This window comes from Streptomyces sp. NPDC050085 (assembly GCF_044460595.1).
GTDB lineage: Bacteria > Actinomycetota > Actinomycetes > Streptomycetales > Streptomycetaceae > Streptomyces.
This window is the reverse complement of sequence record NZ_JBITJZ010000008.1, coordinates 50456-69138: the sequence shown is the minus strand read 5'-3', so window position 1 is coordinate 69138 and position 18683 is coordinate 50456. Positions and strand designations below refer to the sequence as shown.

At 71.5% G+C, this 18683-nt stretch carries 14 protein-coding genes; 9 read left to right on the top strand and 5 right to left on the bottom strand.

Annotated elements, in window-relative coordinates:
• Positions 1-71 precede the first annotated feature (71 nt).
• The 4 genes from ACIBUY_RS27880 (at position 72) to ACIBUY_RS27865 (ending at position 5222) form a co-directional block, all read left to right on the top strand.
• A complete protein-coding gene (locus tag ACIBUY_RS27880; RefSeq protein WP_365577434.1) occupies positions 72-347 on the top strand; it encodes a hypothetical protein in 276 nt (91 codons plus the stop codon).
• Between the two features lie 117 nt (positions 348-464).
• Entirely contained in the window at positions 465-2735 is a 2271-nt protein-coding gene (locus tag ACIBUY_RS27875) for a tetratricopeptide repeat protein (RefSeq protein ID WP_399154081.1), read from the top strand.
• 10 nt (positions 2736-2745) lie between these two features.
• Positions 2746-3912 carry a hypothetical protein gene (locus tag ACIBUY_RS27870; protein WP_399154080.1) on the top strand — a complete coding sequence of 389 codons (1167 nt, stop codon included), beginning with the start codon at positions 2746-2748 and terminating at the stop codon, positions 3910-3912.
• A gap of 41 nt (positions 3913-3953) precedes the next feature.
• Positions 3954-5222, top strand: a complete 1269-nt coding sequence (locus ACIBUY_RS27865; protein ID WP_399154079.1) for an extracellular solute-binding protein — start codon at positions 3954-3956, stop codon at positions 5220-5222.
• 19 nt (positions 5223-5241) lie between these two features.
• On the opposite strand, the gene ACIBUY_RS27860 is transcribed toward ACIBUY_RS27865, so the two are convergent.
• Positions 5242-7107 carry an MFS transporter gene (locus ACIBUY_RS27860; protein ID WP_399154078.1) on the bottom strand — a complete coding sequence of 622 codons (1866 nt, stop codon included), beginning with the start codon at positions 7105-7107 and terminating at the stop codon, positions 5242-5244.
• A 146-nt stretch (positions 7108-7253) separates the two neighbouring features.
• Positions 7254-9917, bottom strand: coding sequence for a D-alanyl-D-alanine carboxypeptidase (locus ACIBUY_RS27855; protein ID WP_399154077.1), 2664 nt, complete (start codon positions 9915-9917; stop codon positions 7254-7256).
• A gap of 194 nt (positions 9918-10111) precedes the next feature.
• On the opposite strand from ACIBUY_RS27855, the gene ACIBUY_RS27850 reads away from it, so the two are divergent.
• From ACIBUY_RS27850 to ACIBUY_RS27840, 3 genes are all read left to right on the top strand, one after another.
• A complete protein-coding gene (locus ACIBUY_RS27850) occupies positions 10112-10867 on the top strand; it encodes a GPP34 family phosphoprotein (RefSeq protein WP_365577448.1) in 756 nt (251 codons plus the stop codon).
• Between the two features lie 274 nt (positions 10868-11141).
• Positions 11142-11999 (top strand): helix-turn-helix transcriptional regulator, encoded by an 858-nt coding sequence (locus ACIBUY_RS27845; RefSeq protein ID WP_365577451.1) that lies wholly within the window; start codon positions 11142-11144, stop codon positions 11997-11999.
• A gap of 283 nt (positions 12000-12282) precedes the next feature.
• Positions 12283-12483: a DUF397 domain-containing protein gene (locus tag ACIBUY_RS27840; protein WP_365577454.1), complete on the top strand. Its 201-nt coding sequence runs from the start codon at positions 12283-12285 to the stop codon at positions 12481-12483.
• Between the two features lie 135 nt (positions 12484-12618).
• Here the strand turns inward: ACIBUY_RS27840 and ACIBUY_RS27835 are convergent, their stop codons facing one another.
• Entirely contained in the window at positions 12619-13455 is an 837-nt protein-coding gene (locus tag ACIBUY_RS27835; RefSeq protein WP_399154076.1) for a hypothetical protein, read from the bottom strand.
• 94 nt (positions 13456-13549) lie between these two features.
• Between ACIBUY_RS27835 and ACIBUY_RS27830 the strand changes: the two genes are divergently transcribed.
• Together ACIBUY_RS27830 and ACIBUY_RS27825 are read left to right on the top strand one after the other, a co-directional pair.
• Positions 13550-14350, top strand: a complete 801-nt coding sequence (locus tag ACIBUY_RS27830; protein ID WP_365577460.1) for an SDR family oxidoreductase — start codon at positions 13550-13552, stop codon at positions 14348-14350.
• A gap of 371 nt (positions 14351-14721) precedes the next feature.
• Positions 14722-16296 (top strand): sodium:solute symporter family protein, encoded by a 1575-nt coding sequence (locus ACIBUY_RS27825; protein ID WP_365577463.1) that lies wholly within the window; start codon positions 14722-14724, stop codon positions 16294-16296.
• Positions 16297-16376: 80 nt separating this feature from the next.
• Here ACIBUY_RS27825 and ACIBUY_RS27820 read toward each other — a convergent pair whose 3' ends face one another.
• Together ACIBUY_RS27820 and ACIBUY_RS27815 are read right to left on the bottom strand one after the other, a co-directional pair.
• Positions 16377-16724, bottom strand: a complete 348-nt coding sequence (locus ACIBUY_RS27820) for a hypothetical protein (protein ID WP_365577466.1) — start codon at positions 16722-16724, stop codon at positions 16377-16379.
• 662 nt (positions 16725-17386) lie between these two features.
• A complete protein-coding gene (locus tag ACIBUY_RS27815; RefSeq protein ID WP_365577468.1) occupies positions 17387-18508 on the bottom strand; it encodes an ADP-ribosylglycohydrolase family protein in 1122 nt (373 codons plus the stop codon).
• Positions 18509-18683: the final 175 nt, after the last annotated feature.

The following is an 18683-nucleotide window of genomic DNA, read 5'->3' as shown; positions in this document are numbered from 1 at the left end:
GACCCCTGCCCCACCTGCCCTGTTACGGGTGTCGGCAGGAATGACCTGCCCCATCCGAAAGGGACACCGAAGTGAAGATCGCGAAGGCTGCTGCTGGAATCGCTGGAATCGCCCTTGCTCTCGGGGCCGCTTCGCCCGCCCTCGCAGACGCCCCGGTCGTGTCGGGCGGCAGTGACGAACTGCTCAACTCCAACACGGTGACCAAGACCACGGCGAAGAACCCGCTCCACTCGCTCAACGCCAAGGTCGTCATCGACGCCGTCAGCAAGGCCGCGGACAAGCTGGCCACCAAGAACGACCTGGCGTCCAAGACCAACGCGCTGCAGGGCGCCCAGGTCGGCCGCTGACGTTCCGGCCCCCACGGCACAGCACGGCGCCCCCTGCCCCACCGGCAGGGGGCGCCGTGCTGTGCACCCGCCCCGGGTCTGTCGGACACCGGCCCCCCGCACCTACCCTGGGTCGGCATGGAGGGGGACTCCTCGGGGCCGCTGATCGTCATGCCGCCGCCCGACGCGCCGCGGGACGCCGATGTCGGCCTGCCCGGGGAAGGCGTCGACGTCACCGCCCTGCCGGAGATCCGGCCCCGCGCTCCGGCGGGCCCCGACCCGGTCGACTCCCGGCCGGGACTCGTCCCCGGCGAGCTGCTCTCCGGGCAGTACCGGGTGGTGCGGCGGCTCGGGCTCGGCGGAATGGGGGACGTGTACCTCGCCCGCGACGAGAAGGTCGACGAGCGCGAGGTCGCCGTCAAGACGCTGCGCCCGGGGCAAGTGGCCTTCGCGGCACGGGCGCTGGAGGAGGAGCGGCAGGCGTTCGCCGACCTCAACCACGAGGGCATCATCCCCGTCTTCAACTACGGCACCCACGAGCGGGTCGGCGACTTCCTCGTCCTGCCCTACGTCGACGGGCTCAACCTGGACGAGGTACGGGCCCTGGCCAGGATCGACCCGGACCGGTTCGGCGGGTCCCGCTTCCACGAGTTCGTGCTCGCGTACGGCGTACGGATCCTGTCGGCGCTCGAGCACCTGCACGCGCGGCCCGGTTCCGACGCGCTCGTGTACGGGGATCTGAAGCCGCAGAACGTGATGCACGACGGCGCCGCCATCAAGGTCGTCGACGTCGGATCGATCCGGCCCGCGGGGGCGCCGGGGCTGACCACGTACGGCTTCCGCGCCCCGAACGTGCCGCTCAGGCCGAACGAGGTGACCGGCGCGTCCGGCCCGCAGGACGACCTGTTCAGCCTCGGCGAGACCCTGCGCGTCCTGTGCGGGCTCGGCGACGGCCACCGCGACCTGGGCCCACTCGGCGCGCTCGACCGGCTGCGCGCGGGCGACACCTTCGCGGCCCGCGCCGCCGCCGGGACCACGACCCCCGCACCGGACGGCCTCGGGCTGCTCTCGCTGGCCCGGGTGCTGCGCCGCGCCACCCGCTCCACCCCGGCCGACCGGTTCGCCGACGCCCGCGAGATGGAGGACCAACTGCGAGGCGTGTGGCGGGAGTTGCGCTCCCTGCGCACCCGGGCCGAGACCTTCGAGCCGTCCCCGCTGTTCCTGCAGTCGCCGTACGCCCTCGACGGCGGCCTGGGCGAGGCCCCCGCCGTGCCGCGCTGGGCCGTGCCGCCCGACGAGAACCCGCCGGGCCCGCTGCACGAGGCGCCCGGCACCGCCGACGCCGCGGCCCGCCTGCCGGTCCCCCGGCCCGACCCGCACGACGCGCACCACGCCGCGCTCAGCCGGCTCGCCGACGCCGACCCGGCGGCCCTGCTCCAGCACACCGCCGACTGGCGCGACTCGCCCGAAGTGCACCTGCTGCGCTGCCGGTTGAGGCTGCGCGTCGCCCTGCGCACCGAGCTCGACGACGCCGGTCTCAAGCTCGCCGAGCAGGAGCTGCGGGCCGCGGCCGACAGCATCGGCCGGGAGCGCTCCCGGCACGACTGGCGCATCGACTGGCACCTGGGCCTCATCTCGCTCGCCCGCGACGACGTCACCTCGGCCCGCGACCACTTCGACCAGGTCTACGGCGCGATCCCCGGCGAGTACGCGCCCAAGCTCGCCCTCGGCCTCTGCGCCGAGCGGCTCGGCCACCACCACGAGGCGCTCACCTTCTACGAGGCGGTGCGGCTGCGCAATCCGTCCCTCGGCAGCGCCGCGTTCGGCGCCGCGCGGACCCGGCTCGCCCTCGGTGAGCCGCGCGCCTGCGCCGCGGCCATCGAGGCGCTCGACGCGGTTCCGCAGCACTCCAGGCACCGCACCGCCGCCCGCACCGCGACGGTCCGGATCGCCGTCGAGTACGCGGCCTGCACCGACACCCTGAGCACCGTCCTGGTCCGCCTCGCCCGCCTGTTCAACGAGCACGGGCTCACCGACGAGCGGGCCAGGGTGCGGATGAAGGCCGAGGTGTGGGAGGCGGCCCAGCGGCTCGCCGCGGGCGGCATCGTGGACGCGGCGGCCCTCGGACAACTGGCCCGCGAGACGGCGGCCCGCGACGACGAGGCGCGCGACGCCGGTGCCCGCCTCGAATTCCCTTCCTCCGAGCGGGCGTTGGGCCGTGACCTGTCGGGCTTCTACCTCCTCCTCGCCCACCAGGCGGCCCGCGACACCGACCTGCCGCACGCCGACGGGATCGCCGAACGCCTGCTTGACCGCGCCTACTTGGTCCGCCCCATGGCCCTGCGCCACCACCGCGAGCGCCGCCCGCTGCCCGCACTGCTGCGCCCGCTGTTCAGGCGCGGCGGATGAGGCGGGCCGGATGAGTCGGCCGCGACCGTTACCCGCCTGGGTGCCCGCCCTGCGCCGCGTGCTGTGGCCGCCCGCTGCGCGCACCCACGGCCACCCGCGCAACCGGAGCTACCTGCGCGACCGGCTGATCGCCCTGCCGCTGCTCGCCGTCGTCGGCTTCGCCGCACTCGGCTGGGCCTACACCGACGTACGCGACGACTCGACGTACATCCGCACCCAACTCGCCCCGGCGCTCGGCGACTTGGCCGACGCGCGCATCTCCCTCCTGATCGCCCAGCGCGAGGCCGAGGTCAGCCTGGACGCGGGCGACGCCGTCGGCCTGTCGGGGCTCGGCCCGCGCTACGCCGCCCGTACCGGCGCCGCCGCGCAGGACATCGCCCGGCTCTCGCGCGGCGGCGCGTTCGGCGAGGCCCAGCGCCAGGAGCTCGACGTCGTCTCCGGACTGATCGACGGCTACGAGGAGTGGATCGCCTGGGCCAGGACGAACGTCGCCACCCCGGCGCTGCGCAAGGCCGGACTCGCGTACGCGCAGAGCATGCTGTGCTCCGGCGCGAGTGCCGCACCGGCCACCGACCGGGACGCGCCCTACCCGCCCTGCGAGGCCGAGCGCGGGACCGACGCCACGACCGTCGTCGACCGCATCGCCGCCCTCGAACGCGATCTGCACGACCGCCTCGCGGAGCGCGCCGCGCTCGGCCCCGACGTCCTCGCGGCCACCGCCCTGGCCCTGCTGTCCTTCACGCTCCTCGCGGTGGGCCTGTGGCGCACGCACTTCTTCCTGCGCCGCCGGATGCGGATCAGGGCGAGCGTGCCGCTGCTGGCCGCCGCGCTGCCGCTGCTCCTGGTGCCGTGGGCGGTGGCCGACGGCGTACGGGCGTGGGTGGCGCAGCGGGACGCCGTCCCGTACGCCGACGTCCTCGCCGAGCAGGCCTCGCCCCGCACGGAGGTCGCGTTGGACGAGGACCCCCTGGCGACGCCCGCCCCGGCGGCGATCCACCCGGCGACCGCGCGCATGGAACACACGGTGGGCCAGGGCGAGTTGGGCGGCATCGGGGCGGTCGCCGGATGGGTGGCGCCCGCCGGTCTGCTGGCCGCCGGGGTCACCGGCGGCGCCCTGTACGCGTACCGCCGCGAGTACCTGGCGGTCGGCCGCGGCGGCGCAGGGAGCCGGCCATGAGGAGAGCGACGAGAACAGCCGCGAGGAGAGTCTCAAGAAGGGTGGTGCAACTCCTGCTTGCCGCCTGCCTGTTGGCCCTCGCCGCGCTCAGCGGCGGCTGCTCGTCCGGCAGCGGAAGCGCCGTCGTGGTGCTCGGCCCGTGGACGGGACCCGAGGGCGCCGCGTTCGAGAGCGTGCTGCGCGAGCTGTCCCGCGGCTCGGGCCACCGCTACGTCTACAAGGGCACCCGCTCGCTGCGCGAGACCCTCGTCGCCCAGCTCGCCGCCGACGCGCCGCCCGACGTCGCCATCCTCAACAGCATCGGCGAACTCACCGAGTACGCCATCCAGAACAAGCTGGAGCCGCTCGACCCGTCCACCGCCGAGCGCGCCTACCCGCCCTGGTCCCCCACCCTCAAGGTCGACGGGCGGCGCCGCACGTACTGGGTGCCGCTGAAGGTCGACCTGAAGAGCCTGATGTGGAGCCGCGCCGGATCCTCCGACGCCGACCCCCGCTGGTGCGTCGGCATGGCGGCGCAGGCCACGTCCGGCTGGCCGGGCACCGACTGGGTCGAGGACATCCTGCTGCACCAGGCGGGCCCCGCCGTCTACACCCGGTGGGCCACGGGCCGCCTCGACTGGGCCACGTCCCCCGAAGTGCGGCGGGCGTTCACCACCTGGGCGCGGCTGCTGAAGACGGGCGGCCCGAGCGACACGGAGCGCGCCCTGACGATGTCGTTCTGGGGCACGCCCGACCCGAGGCACCCGGACGGCGACCCGCGCGGGCTGCTCGGCGGTTCGCTGCCGGGCTGCACCCACGAGCACCAGGCGTCGTTCGTACGGTTCGTGTACGCGTCCCGCGGCGACGTCCGCGTCGAGCCGGCGGCCCGCTACCTGTCGGGCTCGGCCGCGTACAAGAACACCTTCGAGGTCTCGGGCGACATGGCCGCCGTGCTCACCGACAACCCCGGTGCCCAGGAGCTGGTGCAGCGGCTCACCAGCGAGAGCGGCCGCGAGCAGTGGACGCGGGCGGCGCGCCCGCACCTGCGCCCGTTCTTCCCCGACCGCACCGATCCGCAGCCCGACGACAACGCGACGGCGCGGGAGATCGCGTCGTACCTCGTCGACGACGCGAACACGCTCTGCTTCGACGCGTCGGACGTGATGCCGCCGGTGCTGCGGGACGCGTTCTACCGAGCGGTGCTCGAGTACGTCCGGTCGCCGTACGCCGCGACGCTGGACAAGCTCCTCGCGCAGCTGGAGACCGTGCGGACGCGGATCGCGGGCACACAGGAGCCGGCGGGCGTGCGCCTGCAGGGCGACATCTGCTGACGCCGCCCGGACCCCGCTGCTACTTCAGCTCGTCCGGGCAGGGCGTACCGCGGGACCACTTGTAGGGCGCCGCCAGGTGGTACGTGCCGGCGCGGGGTGCGAGGAGCTCGGTCCACTGGTCGCCGGACGCGTCCTCCGGGGTCTCCAGGAGACACCCGTGCACGTTGGCGAACTCCTTGGGCAGGCTGTCGTCGTCCTCCCGCGCCCGCTTCGACGCGTCCGTCTCCTTCGGGGCGTCGAGCGACTTGCCGTCCGCGTCGACGACCGACAGCCACGGCGAGTACGGGACGCGAATCAGGATCCGGCCCGGCTTGCTGACCTCGATGGTCAGCTCGGCCTGCTCGGCGGCGTCGACCGTCGCGTTCGGCTCGGCCATCGGCGTCGGATCGGTCACGGCGAACAGCTGCCAGTTGGCGTCGCCCCACACCTGCTTGAGGTAGGGCAGGCCGCGCTGCAGCAGCTGCCGTTCGCGCTGGCCGCCGTCGCCGTCCGGCTCGCCCTTGGGGAGCACGACGTAGTGCACGGCCCAGCGCTTGAGCCACTCGTGATAGTTCGCCGAGTTGAGCGTGTCGTCGTAGAAGAGCGGGTTGCGCTTCATGTCGGCCTGCCGGGTCCAGCCGCGCGCCAGGTTCACGTACGGGGCGAGCGCGGAGGCCTCCCGGTGCGAGCGGGCGGGCACGACCTCGACGCGGCCCCGCTCGGCCTTGTTCTCCTGGAGCTGGTTGACGAGCGGCGCGAGTTCGCGGGCCCAGGAGGCGGCCGGGGTGGTGTGGATGACGTCGTCGACGGACTTGACGCCGACCCAGAGGTTCATCCCGGCGAACGCGACGACGATGACGTACCACTTGCGCGTGCGCGGCGCCGTGAACGGCAGGGCGGCCAGCAGCGCGACGCCCGCGAACAGCATCGGGAGCCGGCTGATGTTCGTGCCGATCTGCGAGCTGATCAGCCACACCAGGACCACGGCCAGGGTGTAGACGGCGGCGGTGATCCGCACCGTCTTCCACTCCTTGGGCACGAGGACGTAGACCAGTACGCCGTAGACGACCGGCAACAGCGCCGACCAGAACGACATCGGCTGCGTCCCGGAGAACGGGAACAGCAGCGCGGACAGGCCGACCACCGCCGCGGGCGCGAGACCGAGCGCGTACGCACCGGGCCGCCGCTTCTGCAGGAACAGCGCGACGGCGACGAGCCCCACGAACAGTCCGGCCACCGGCGAGCAGGCCGTCGCGAGCCCGGCGAGCGGCGCGGCGGCGGCCGCCTTCGCCCAGCGCTTGCGGCGCCAGCGGTAGGGCCAGCAGAACACGGCCCCGACCGCGGCGAGCCCGAACGCCATCCCGAGGCCGAAGGTGACGCGCCCCGACACCGCGTTGCACAGCAGCGCGAAGACCCCGGAGAACGCCAGCCACATCGGCTTGGACACGGCCCGGGAGCGGACCAGGATCAGGGCGAGGAGTCCCGCCGACGCGGTGCCCGCGATCATCATCGTCGTACGGACACCGAGGATCGACATCAGATACGGCGAGACCACGCTGTACGAGACCGGGTGCATGCCGCCGTACCAGGCGAGGTTGTACGCGGAGTCGGGGTGCCGGCCGACGAACTCGGCCCAGGCGTCCTGCGCCGCGAGGTCGCCGCCACTGTTCGCGAACGTGAAGAACCAGATGATGTGCAGCACCGCGGCGACCGCGGTGACGACGAACACGGGGTGCCGCTCGGCCCGCTCCGACCACGAGGAACCGGACGGTTCGCCCCGGCCGGGACCCGCGGGCGCCGGCTCCTGGTCCGCGCCGTGCGCGGGCTGGGCGGGTACTCGTATTCGTACGCGACCCGCACCCGGCTCCGCGTCGTCGTCGGCGCGCGTCGGCTCCGCTGTGGCCACTGCTGACACTCCCGTACGTACGTCTCAAGCGACCGAGGGGACGTCCCGGTCCTGCCCCGGTGGTCTCGCGACGCTAGCACGGCGCGTTCGAACAGTCGCCGCGGGAGGCCGGGGTGACCGACCTCCCGCGCGCGGCTCCTGCCGGGTCAGCCGACCCGGGTGATCTTCGGCCCGAAGCCGGGCTCGGCGAGGTCCTGCTGCAGGGCGACGGGGATCTCCACCGCGTCGTTCTTGCCGTCGCCGACGCTCAGCACGCCGACCACGGTGCCCGCCTTCGCCGAGTGCGGGATCTCCTGGCCCTTCTGGGCGTCGAGCTGCAGCTTCACGGTCAGGCCCGACCAGCCGACGGCGGAGACGTCCTTCGTGGCGACGACCGGGGTCGTGCCGCCGAGCCCGTCGTCGACCTGTCCGACGACGTCGCCCTTCTTCACGACCTTCTTCGCGGTCAGCGCGTCCTGGCCCGACTCGATCAGCTTCTTGGTGACCGAGGTGACCAGGTCGATGTTGGCGACGCCCTGGCTGCCGTACTGGCCGAGGACCGCGCCGATGATCGTCTGGGTCTTGCCGTCGACGGTCTTCTCCGCGGCGAACAGGATGTTGCCGCCCGCCGCGGTGGTCGTGCCGGTCTTGATGCCGACGGCGACGGTCGGGACGAGGCCGAGGAAGTTCTTCTGCTCGTCGCCGTTGAGGTCCGTGTACTTGTTCTGCCGGGAGATCTCCTTGAAGACCGGGTCCTCCATGGCGGCGCGCCCCAGCTTCACCAGGTCCTCGGCGGTGGACACGGTCGTCTTGTCGAGCCCGCTGGGGTCGGTGTAGGTGGTGTTCTTCATCCCCAGCTCCTTGGCGGTCTTGTTCATCTTCTCGACGAACGCGTCCTCGGAGCTGCTGTTGGTGTCCCAGCGGGCGAGCAGCTTGGCGACGTTGTTGGCCGACGGCAGCATGACCGCCTGCAGCGCCTCGTACTCGCTGAGCTGCTGGCCCTCGGTGACCTTCACGACGGACTCGTTCTCCGCCTTGCCGGTCTCGTAGTGCTTCTGCGCGGCGGCGTCGACCGGGATCTTCGGGCCCTTGTCGCCGCCCTGCTTCAGCGGGTGGTCCTTGAGGATCAGATAGACCGTCATGACCTTGGCGATGCTCGCGATCGGTACGGGCTTCTGGTCGCCGGACGTACCGAACGTGCCGATGCCGTTCACGTCCATCGCGGCCTGGCCGTCGGCGGGCCACGGCACGGTGGGCTTGCCGCCGTCGAAGGAGACGGTCTCCTGCGCGGTGAGCTTCAGCGACGGGGTCGGCAGCGGGCGCACGATCTGTACGACTGCAAACACGACGGCCAGGAGCAGGACCAGTGGCGTCCAGATCTTGATCCGGCGCACCGTGGTGCGGACCCGGGTCTCCGGGGGCGGCGGGGTGTTGGTCAGCTCGGCCAGCAGATCGAGCGGCGGCTTCGGCGGCAGCGGCTGCTGGGTGGTCCGCTCGGGCTCGACGGGTCGCTCCGCGGGTCGAGCGGATTGAGCGGGTCGAGCGGGTCGAGCGGGTTCAGCAGTCTTGGGCTTGGGCTGCTCCGCGTCGTCGAGCGGCTTCAGCGGTACGAACTTGCTGGTGCGCTCGGCCGGCGCCTCGGGCACGTCCTTCGCGGCCGGGAACTTCAGCATGGTGGTGGGCTGGTCGACCGGGGGCGCGACGGCCTTGAAGGCGGTGGTGGCCTGATCGACGGGCCCGGAGGAACTGCCCTTGGGCTGCTCGGACTTGGGCTTGGCGCCGGGGGTCGAGGGCTCGGCGTCCGCGTCGGCCTTCGGCTCGGTGTCCAACCCTGTGTCGGTGTCGGAATCGTTGTCCGCAGGCGTGGCCTCGGCCTCGGCGGCATCCTCCGGTTCGGCATCCGCCACCGGCTCGGCGACAGCATCAGTCTCGGCCACCGGCCCGGCATCAACCTCGGCGGCACCCTCCGGCTCGGCACCGGCCTTCGACTCGGCATCCGCAACCGGCTCCGACCCTGGCTCGGACGTCACGGCGTCGGCATCGGCGTCGGCAACCTCGTCCTCCGGCCCGGCGCTCGACTCCGCATCCGCATCAGCCACCGGCTCCGCACCAGCGGCCTGAGCCCCGGAGTCGGACGCCTCGGCGTCAGCCACCGGCTCGGCGACAGCATCAGTCTCGGCCACCGGCCCGGCATCAACCTCGGCGGCATCCTCCGGCTCGGCACCGGCCTTCGGCTCGGCATCCGCCACCGGCTCCGACCCGGGCTCGGACGTCACGGCGTCGGCATCGGCATCGGCATCGGCATCGGCGTCGGCGTCGGCGTCGGCAACCTCGTCCTCCGGCCCAGCGCTCGACTCCGCATCCGCATCCGCATCCGCATCAGCCACCGGCTCAGCGTCAGCCCCGGCCCCGTCCTCCGGCTCGGCATCAGCCACCGGCTCCGCACCAGCGGCCTGAGCCCCGGAGTCGGACGCCTCGGCGTCAGCCACCGGCTCGGCGACAGCATCGGCCTCAGCGTCGGCCACCGGCCCAGCGTCAACCCCGGCCGCATCCTCCCGCTCGGCCCCAGCGGCAGCATCCGGCTCGGCGGAGCCGCTCGCCACCCACGCCGCCACCGCAGCCCGCAGCCGCGCGTCGTCGCCCGGCTCCGCCGGGGAACCGGAAGACGCCGCGGCGACGTCCCGGACCGAGAACACCGCCGTCGCCTGGTCCACGCCAGGCGCCGGCTTCGGCGTCTCCCGGGCCACCGCGAGACGCGGGTCCCGTTCGTCCGGGGTCGGGCCGCCCGACGCCTTCTGCTCTTCGCCCGACCTGTCGGGGGTCCCCGCCACCGATGCCTCCTCGACCGCTAACCGCTAACCGTTGGCCCTGTCCGAACCATGTACCAGTGTCCTGTGTGGGGGCTTAACCCCCGTGGTAGACGAGAACGACATACCTACTGGTTCCCGCCCAAAGCCCCCACGCACTCTCGACAGACCAATGTGAGAGGGGTCACCCTGTCATTCATCCACGCGGGGAGGCATGGATGGGCAGGAGCCGCAGAACACTTCCGGAGGAGCTTCTGCTGCTGGCGCTGGACCCGGCCACGGGTACCACCGCACAGCCGCAGTCGCTCGACCTAGGTCTGGCCGGAGCACAGCTAGTAGAGCTGGCGCTGGCCGGACGGATAGCCCCAGACGGGGATCGTATCGCCGTGGTGGCACCACGGCCGACCGGAGATCCGACTCTGGACTGCGCGTTGGAGTTGCTGCGAAGGCGCGGCGCTCCTGTGCGGGCGGTCCACTGGATTGGCGGGCCGCGTCTAGGGCTGCGCCAGACCTATCTCTCGCATCTGGAGCGGTGCGGCATGGTGCATGCCGTGGCGGGTCAGATGTGCGGGGTACTGCCGACGACTCGCTATCAGGCGACGGACACGGCGATCAGCCGGGAGATCAGGTCCCGGCTGGATTCAGCGATCCGTACCGGCGTTCCGCCGGACCCACGGACCGCGGCGCTCGCCGCACTGGCCCACGCGGTCGGACTCGGCAAGCACCTGTACCCGGGCAACGAGGGACGATCGTCCCGCTCCCGGTTGCGGGACCTGATCAGGCACGACCCGATGGGCGGCCTCGTGGCGCACGCCGTGATGGACGTTCAGAACGGGGTGGCCGCTCAGCCACGCCGTTCGCCCGCCACCGCGGCGGGCCGGGCGGCACCGGAACCCTCACGGGGCGTTCCGATGCAGCCGCACCAGCAGCACCAGCCGCACCGCGGTTCCATGGCTCGCGCCGTGGCCCACTAGGCGGCAGCCCCACAGGCACCACCCGCAACAGCGCCGCACCGCAGTCCCCATGACCCGGTTCGGGAGCCGCTGTACCGCGCGGGGCGATGCACCGGACGTCCGTACATCAACGGGTACCCCGGCCATCGCCCCGCGCGGTCGCGTTTGCGCTGCGTAGCCCGCAGATATATCCGCTGTTTCCCAGCGGCGGCCCCTGCGGAGTGGCAATCTGCTGAACAGCAGATACGCAACGTACACAGAACGAAAAAGGCACGTAGCCGGAGGTGCACGTCCCGTGGCGTCCAACGTCAATCCCACTGTCAGGCGACGCCGGTTGGGCCAGGAGCTGCGCCGGCTCCGCGAGCTCAAGGGCATGACGGCCGAGGAGGTCGCCGAGCGCCTGCTGGTGTCGCAGTCGAAGATCAGCCGCCTGGAGAACGGGCGGCGCAGCATCAGCCAGCGCGACGTGCGCGACCTGTGCGGGGTGTACGAGGTCGAGGACGTACGGATCGTCGACTCGCTGATGCAGATGGCCAAGGACTCGCGCCAGCAGGGCTGGTGGCACTCCTTCGGCGACATCCCGTACAGCGTCTACATCGGCCTGGAGACCGACGCCGCGAGCCTTCGCGTGTACGACCCCCAGGTCGTCCCCGGTCTGCTGCAGACCCGCGGTTACGCGGAGGCGCTGATCAACGGCGCGCTGCCGGAGACCACTTCGCAGGACATCGAGAAGCGCGTCCAGGTCCGGATGCGCCGCCAGGAGCGCATCCAGGCGCCGGACAACCCGCTGCGCCTGTGGACGGTGCTCGACGAGGCCGCCCTGCGCCGCACGGTCGGCGGCAAGAACGTGATGCGCGAGCAGCTGGAGCACCTGGTCGAGCAGTCCCAACTGCCGCACGTCACGGTGCAGGTGATCCCGTTCGAGATGGGTGCGCACCCCGGGCTCAACGGGCAGTACGCGATTCTGGAGTTCCCCGATGCGGCGGATTCCAGCGTGGTCTACATCGAGGGCGTCACCAGTGACCTTTACCTGGAGAAAGCCAATGATGTACAGAAGTACAGCGTCATGTACGAGCATCTGCGCGCACAGGCACTGAATGTGGAGCAATCCCGACAGTTCATCTCGGAGATCGCCAAGGAGTACGCGCGCTGAACTCCGGACGGGGTGGGCACGGAAGGCTGGATTCCGCTCAGTCGTTCCCCCGTTTTCGTGCCCCCGAGGCAAAGGTGCCGCACGGTACACCTTCACCTCGGGGGAATGGAAGACCCCTATGGAATATGCCATCCGGTTGGGTGAATGGCCGCTTCATGCACCCCAGTTGGCGAGTAGCGTCGATCACGCCATCAAGACAACATCGTTGGCGAGAACCGCACTGGACCTCCAGGGCGGGGATGTAATTCGACCACTGGCTCACACTGGCTAAACCGGAGCAAACATGGCAATTCAGCAAGGCGCCACGGAATCCTGGATCAAGTCCTCGTATTCCACGGGGAACGGCGCATGCGTAGAGGTCAAGTCGCCCGAACTGCGCGCGATCGCGGTGCGGGACTCGAAGGTCGTTCAGGGACCGTCGATCGACTTCGCCCCCGAGACCTGGAATGCGTTCGTGCACAAGGTCAGCACGGGCTCCTTCTGAGCACATCACGGCACAACAACCACATATGCGTCACATGCACCACTCAGCACCACAGTAGGAGCCCTCTCGACTGGCCCGCCGTCCCGGCCGAGGGGGCTCGGCCTTGTCCGGAGCCCCGTCCAACCCCCGCCCGGATCAGCGCAATTGATCCACGTAGCGATCAGTGCCCGGCACCGTCGGAACGAACGGCGCCATGAGTTCCACCCGCGCCCCGAGCCCCGCCCCCGCGACCTGTTCGCCGAGCCCCGCGAAGTGCTCGTCCCAGCAGGCGCGCGGGTCCTCCTCCAGGAACCAGAGCAGCGTCAGCCGGGTGTCGACGCCCTCGACCTGTTTCACGTACGTCATGCGGTCGCCCGGCAGCGGCGTCGGCCGGAAGATCGTGACCATCGCGGCCGGCGAACCGGCGAGCGCCTTCGGCAGGTGCCGCGAGCGCAGCCACTCCAGCAACTCGGTGCGCTGCTCGGCCGGTTCGACGTCGATGACCTCGACCACGAGGCCCGCGTACGGGTGGTCGAGCGCGTGGTAGTCGCGTGGCCCTGCGGCACCGTCGCGGTAGACCGTCGCCTCGTGGTCCTGGAAGGCGGTGAAGACGTGCGTGCGGTCCTGGTAGACGCGCCCGTCGCGGTTGAGCCGCTTGTTGATGCCGACGGTCCACTTCATGTGGTCGTCGTAGCGCCCTTCGGTGACCCAGTACGTGGAGATGTAGCAGCCCGCGGTGACCGGCTCGGCGACCGCCGACTTCTCGGGGTAGCGCAGGAGTTGGAGGTCGCGGGTGGCGACCCAGCGGCGTCCCGCGTACATCCAGGGCATGGCCATCGCGCCGGCGTAGTAGTGGTCGTCCTCGTACCAGCGGTTGTACGCGTACTCGTGCCCGGCGTGCGGCTCGACCATGGTGATCAGGGCGTGCCCGGGGCGCACCCCGTACGGCCCGACGGCCGCCAGTTCCGCGTAGGTCTCGCTGTGCGTGTCCATACCCGACCCTTCCCTGCCCGTGTCTTCCATCCTCCGTGCGACGCCCCTACTCTGACGCCCCGTCAGATAGATGGCCAGAGCCAGGAGGCGACCGATGGGGAATGGAACGAGCGGGCTGCTCGCCGGAAAGACCGTGCTCGTCTCCGGGGTCGGCGCCGGGCTCGGCCACCAGGTGGCGGCGGCCGTGGTGCGCGACGGCGGCAACGCGGTGCTCGGGGCGCGCACGGAGGCCAATCTCGCCAAGTGTGCGGCCGAGTTGGACCCGACGGGCGAGCGGACGGCCTATCGGCCGACCGACATCGGCGACGAGGCGCAGTGCGAGGCGCTGGCGGCGCTGGCGCGGGAGCGGTTCGGCGGGGTCGACGCGGTGGTCCACGTCGCCGCCTGGGACAGCTACTTCGGGGGTCTCGAGGACGCCGACTTCGAGACCTGGAGCCAGGTCATCGACGTGAACCTGCTCGGCACGCTGCGGATGACCCGGGCCTGCCTGCCCGCCCTGAAGGAGCGTGGCGGCTCGGTCGTCATCATCGGGACGCAGTCGGCGGTGGCCGCGCCGTCCCAGGTGTGGCAGGCGGCGTACGCGGCGTCCAAGGGGGCGCTGACGAGCGCGATGTACTCGATGGCGCGCGAGCTCGGCCCGCACCGGATCAGGGTCAACACGGTGCTGCCGGGCTGGATGTGGGGCCCGCCGGTCCAGGCGTACGTGCAGTTCACGGCGCAGACCGAGGGCGTCGGGGAGGACGAGGTGCTGGGGAGGCTCACGGAGCGGATGGCGCTGCCGGAACTCGCCACCGACGGCGACGTGGCCGACGCCGCGGTCTTCCTCGCGTCGGACCGGGCCCGCGCCATCACCGGACAGCAACTGCTGGTGAACGCCGGTGAGTTGATGCGGTGACGTTGATGCGGTGAACAGGTACTGAGGCCGAGAACCACTCCCTTCCATTGCGCGACCGCACGGGACCCGCATCCCGTGCGGTCGTTCGCGTTTGTGCGACCACTTGCGACTACTTGCGGCTACTGACGAAGTGCCCGCTCATCGTGTGTCGGAGGTCACGTTCACGACAACTCCCCGCCTGGTCACGAAAATGCAAAATCGTTCGACTTGCTGATCTCGGTTCACATCTGTGACCAACGAGGCTCTTGACCGGCCCACCGAACAGGCGGTTCAATCCCGGAAGTCCCCACTCCCGCACGGGGGCGCCCGCTGACACGGACGTACTGACGAAGAGCCGCAACGTTCACAAGGCGGACCCCTGGAGGGGGCACATGAACAGTCTCGACTGGGCCGTGCTCATCGGCTACTTCGGCGTGATGGTCGCGATCGGCATCTGGTCACACAAGCGTGTGGACGATGTCTCCGACTTCTTCACGGCCGGCGGAAAGATGCCCTGGTGGCTTTCCGGCATCTCGCACCACATGTCCGGCTACAGCGCGGTGATGTTCACCGGCTACGCCGGCATCGCGTACACGTACGGCGTGACGTCGTTCATCACGTGGTCGTTCCCGATCGCGCTCGGCATCGCCATCGGCGCCAAGCTGTTCGCGCCGCGCATCAACCGGCTGCGCTCACGGCTGCACGTGGCGTCGCCGCTCGAATACCTGAAGAACCGCTACAACCTCGGCACCCAGCAGGCGCTCGCCTGGTCGGGCATGCTCCTGAAGATCGTGGACGTGGCCGCCAAGTGGGCCGCCATCGCCACCCTGCTCTCCGTCTTCACCGGCATCTCCATCAACCAGGGCATCCTGATCACCGGCGTCATCACGGCCGTCTACTGCACCATCGGCGGCCTGTGGGCCGACGCGCTGACCGAGCTCGGCCAGTTCGTCATCCAGCTCATCGCCGGCATCGCGATGTTCGTGACCGTCGTCGGCAAGCTCGGCCCGTTCGGCGGCTTCTTCGGCGTCTGGGACGAGCCCGAACTGCACGGCCACGGCAAGCCGCTCGTCGGCCCCTACGGCACGGTGTTCCTGCTCGCGTTCCTCTTCATCAAGCTCTTCGAGTACAACGGCGGCATGCTCAACCAGGCCCAGCGCTACATGGCCACCGGCTCCGCCCGCGAAGCCACGCGCTCCGCCCGCCTCTCCGCGATCCTGTGGCTGGTCTGGCCCGTCGTGCTGTTCTTCCCGATGTGGGTGTCGCCGCTGCTCGTCCAGGCGAAGAAGCCCGACGGGTCGGACTCGTACGCCCTGATGACCGAACAGCTGCTGCCGCACGGCCTGTTGGGCCTCGTCATCGTCGGGTTCTTCTCCCACACCATGGCCATGTGCTCCTCCGACGCGAACGCGATCGCCGCCGTCTTCACCCGGGACGTCGCCCCCGCGATCTCGAAGAAGGCGAAGGAGCAGTGGGCCGGCAGCAAGGGGCTGCTCGCCGCGCGCCTCACCACGGTGATCTTCCTCGGCCTGTCCATGGCGGTCGCCACGCAGGTCAACTCGCCCACCTTCAAGGACATCATCACGGTCGTCATCAAGTGGGTCGCCGGTCTCATGGGCCCGATCGCGATCCCGATGATGCTGGGTCTGCTCCGCACGTTCCGCAAGTCCGGACCGACCGCGGCGCTCACCAGCTGGGCCCTGGGCCTGCTCGCCTTCTGGCTGGTCAACTACCCGATCAGCTGGAACGTCGACGGGGGCGTCCCGCTCCAGTACCAGGTGTCGATCCCGCTGGCCGTCTCGCTCGTCCTCTACATCGTCATCGGCTTCGTCAAGCCGGAGGACACGCCTGAGCGCGACGCGCTGATCGAGCGCATCAACACCGACGACGACGGTCCTGGCTCGGCCGGCGCGGCAGCGGCCGTGCCGTCGCCCGCCGGGGCGCAGGACGATGTGCAGCGGCTGTAGTTGGGCAGGCACGTGATGCGGGCCCGCAGGTGACCGATCACCTGCGGGCCCGCATTCTGCTCAGAGCAGGGAGGCGCTGGTCAGAGCAGGGAGGTGCTGGAGGTGACGTTCGACGACACCCCGCCACCGCTGCTGCCGGAGCCGCACGGGCAGCCGGCGGCCGCGCGGTCGCCCTCCTCGAGCGGCATGTAGGCGAACCAGCCCTCGTCGGCGGCGCCCTCCTGGTGGAGCTGCGCCCGCGTGAAGAAGTCGTCGTAGAACGGGTCGGAGGAGAACGGGTCGCCGAACGGCACGGCCGACGGGGCGCGCGTGCCCTGGTCCCACTGGGGCCACGGGTCGCTTGAGGTGGCGGCGCAGGCGCTGCCGGCGCCGAAGCCGAGGAGGGCGAGGGCGATCAGGGGGGCGGTGAGGAGGCGGGGTGCGTTCATGGGCTGACCATGGCGGAGCCGACTCGACGGGGTCGACGAGACACGCGGACCGTTCCCCCGCTTGGCCCGGGGTCGGAGTGGTGGATTCGGCCGGGTTCGGTGCGCTGTTGCTCTCGTCGTGGGGCGGGGGCTGACTGCTAATACCCGGCCGGGTTCGTTGCGCTGTTGCTTTCGTCGTGGGGCGGGGCCGGGCTGCTGAAACCCGGCTGGGTTCGGTGCGCCGTCGCTCTCGTCGTGGGGCGGGGGGCTGACTGCTAATACCCGGCCGGGTTCGTTGCGCTGTTGCTTTCGTCGTGGGGCGGGGCCGTGTCGGGGTACCTCCTCGGCCGGGCTCCGGTCACCGTCGCGTGTGCGCCTACGGCGCGGCATCCCGGGTACGGTGCCTGCGGTGTCCTGCGGGGGCACCCCGACACGTCCCCTCCCGCCGTCGAGCGTCTGACCCCCGGTGGGGGTCACCCCCGCCTTGGGCAGTCTGCCGCCTGGGGCGGCACGGGTGGGCTGGGGGTCCCCCCGGACGGAGTCTGGGGGAGGCACCCGAGCGCCGGGTGCGCGATATACCAGGGGCCCGCCCCGACCCCGGTCGAAGACACAAGCGCCGGGCAACCGTTCAAACAGGCGCCCAGCCCGACCCGGTCGAAAGCCCGGACCCCGGTGGAGGATCGTCACGCCCGGGGGTATCGGGCCAGCCAACCCAGGGACGCCGCCGCGGGGCCGTGGAGAGCCGCCCCCTGCGTCATCTCCATCGCGAAGTCGTCCGCGAGCTCCAGGATCGTCGCCCGCCCCTCCAGCTCCGCCACCCAGGCCGGCGGCAACGCCGTCTCCCCGTGCAACGCCCCGAGCAGCCCACCACAGAGCGCCCCGACATCCGCGGACGGCCCGTCGTGGTGGACCGCGAGACCCAGCCCGTGCCGGACGTCCTCACCGACCAGCGCGCAGTACACCGCGGCGGCCAGCGAACCCACCGCCCCACCGTCGGCGACCAGTTCACCGACCCGCGCCGCGTTCGGCATCCCCTGCCGCACCGCCCCCAACGCATGCTTCAGCGCATCCGCGACGGGCCCGTGCCCGGGCCGTGCCGCCAGCAGCGCGAGCGCCCGCTGCACCGCCGCGTCGAGCGAGTCGCCGCGCGCCAGGGCGTGCACGAGCACGGCGTACGCGCCCGCGGCCAGATACGCCTCCGGGGCACCGTGCGTCTGGACGGCGCACTCCACGGCCAGTTGGAGCACGAGCTGCGGCTCCCACCCGACGAGCAGCCCGAACGGCGCCGAGCGCGTCACCGCCTGCGGCCCCGTCGCCTCCGGGTTCTTGGGCTTGTCGAGGGTGCCCATGACGTCGTTGCCGAGCCCGAGCAGACAGGCCTGGGACGCGCCGCGCCGCGAGTACAGCCACTCCTCGCGCGCCAGCCAGCCGTCCTCCTTGCGCCGCTCGTCGGGCCCCCAGTCCCGCTGCGTCGCGGCCCACCGCAGATAGGCCCGGTGCACGTCGGTGGGCGGGTGCCAGGCGCCCGTGTCGCGGCGCACCTGAGCGCGGATCAGCCCGTCCACGGTGAACAGCGCGAGTTGCGTCGCCGCGGTCACCGCTCCCGTACGCCCGTACGCGGGCGCGAGCCCCAACAGTCCCTCCGCGCCGTGCGCGTCCCGGAGCGCCTCGAGCGTGAGGCCCTGGACCGGGGCGCCGAACGTGTCGCCGAGCGCGCTCCCGAGCAGCGTGCCGCGCACCCGGCTGCGGAAGTCCTGCTGCTCCGCGCGGCCCCAGACCGCCGCGGCGGCGACCGGTGCGCCCATGGAGCCCCTCCCCTTCACGCCCTCACGATCGGCCCTTCGACTGGCAGCACTGTAATCGACCGAGCCCGACCGGGAACGTTCGCTTGCGCTACTCATGCGACCTCAACTGGTATGCGAAGAGACGCCCTTGAGGTTGTTTTGCGTGTGATGTGCGCGCTTTGCGAAGGTGTATGCG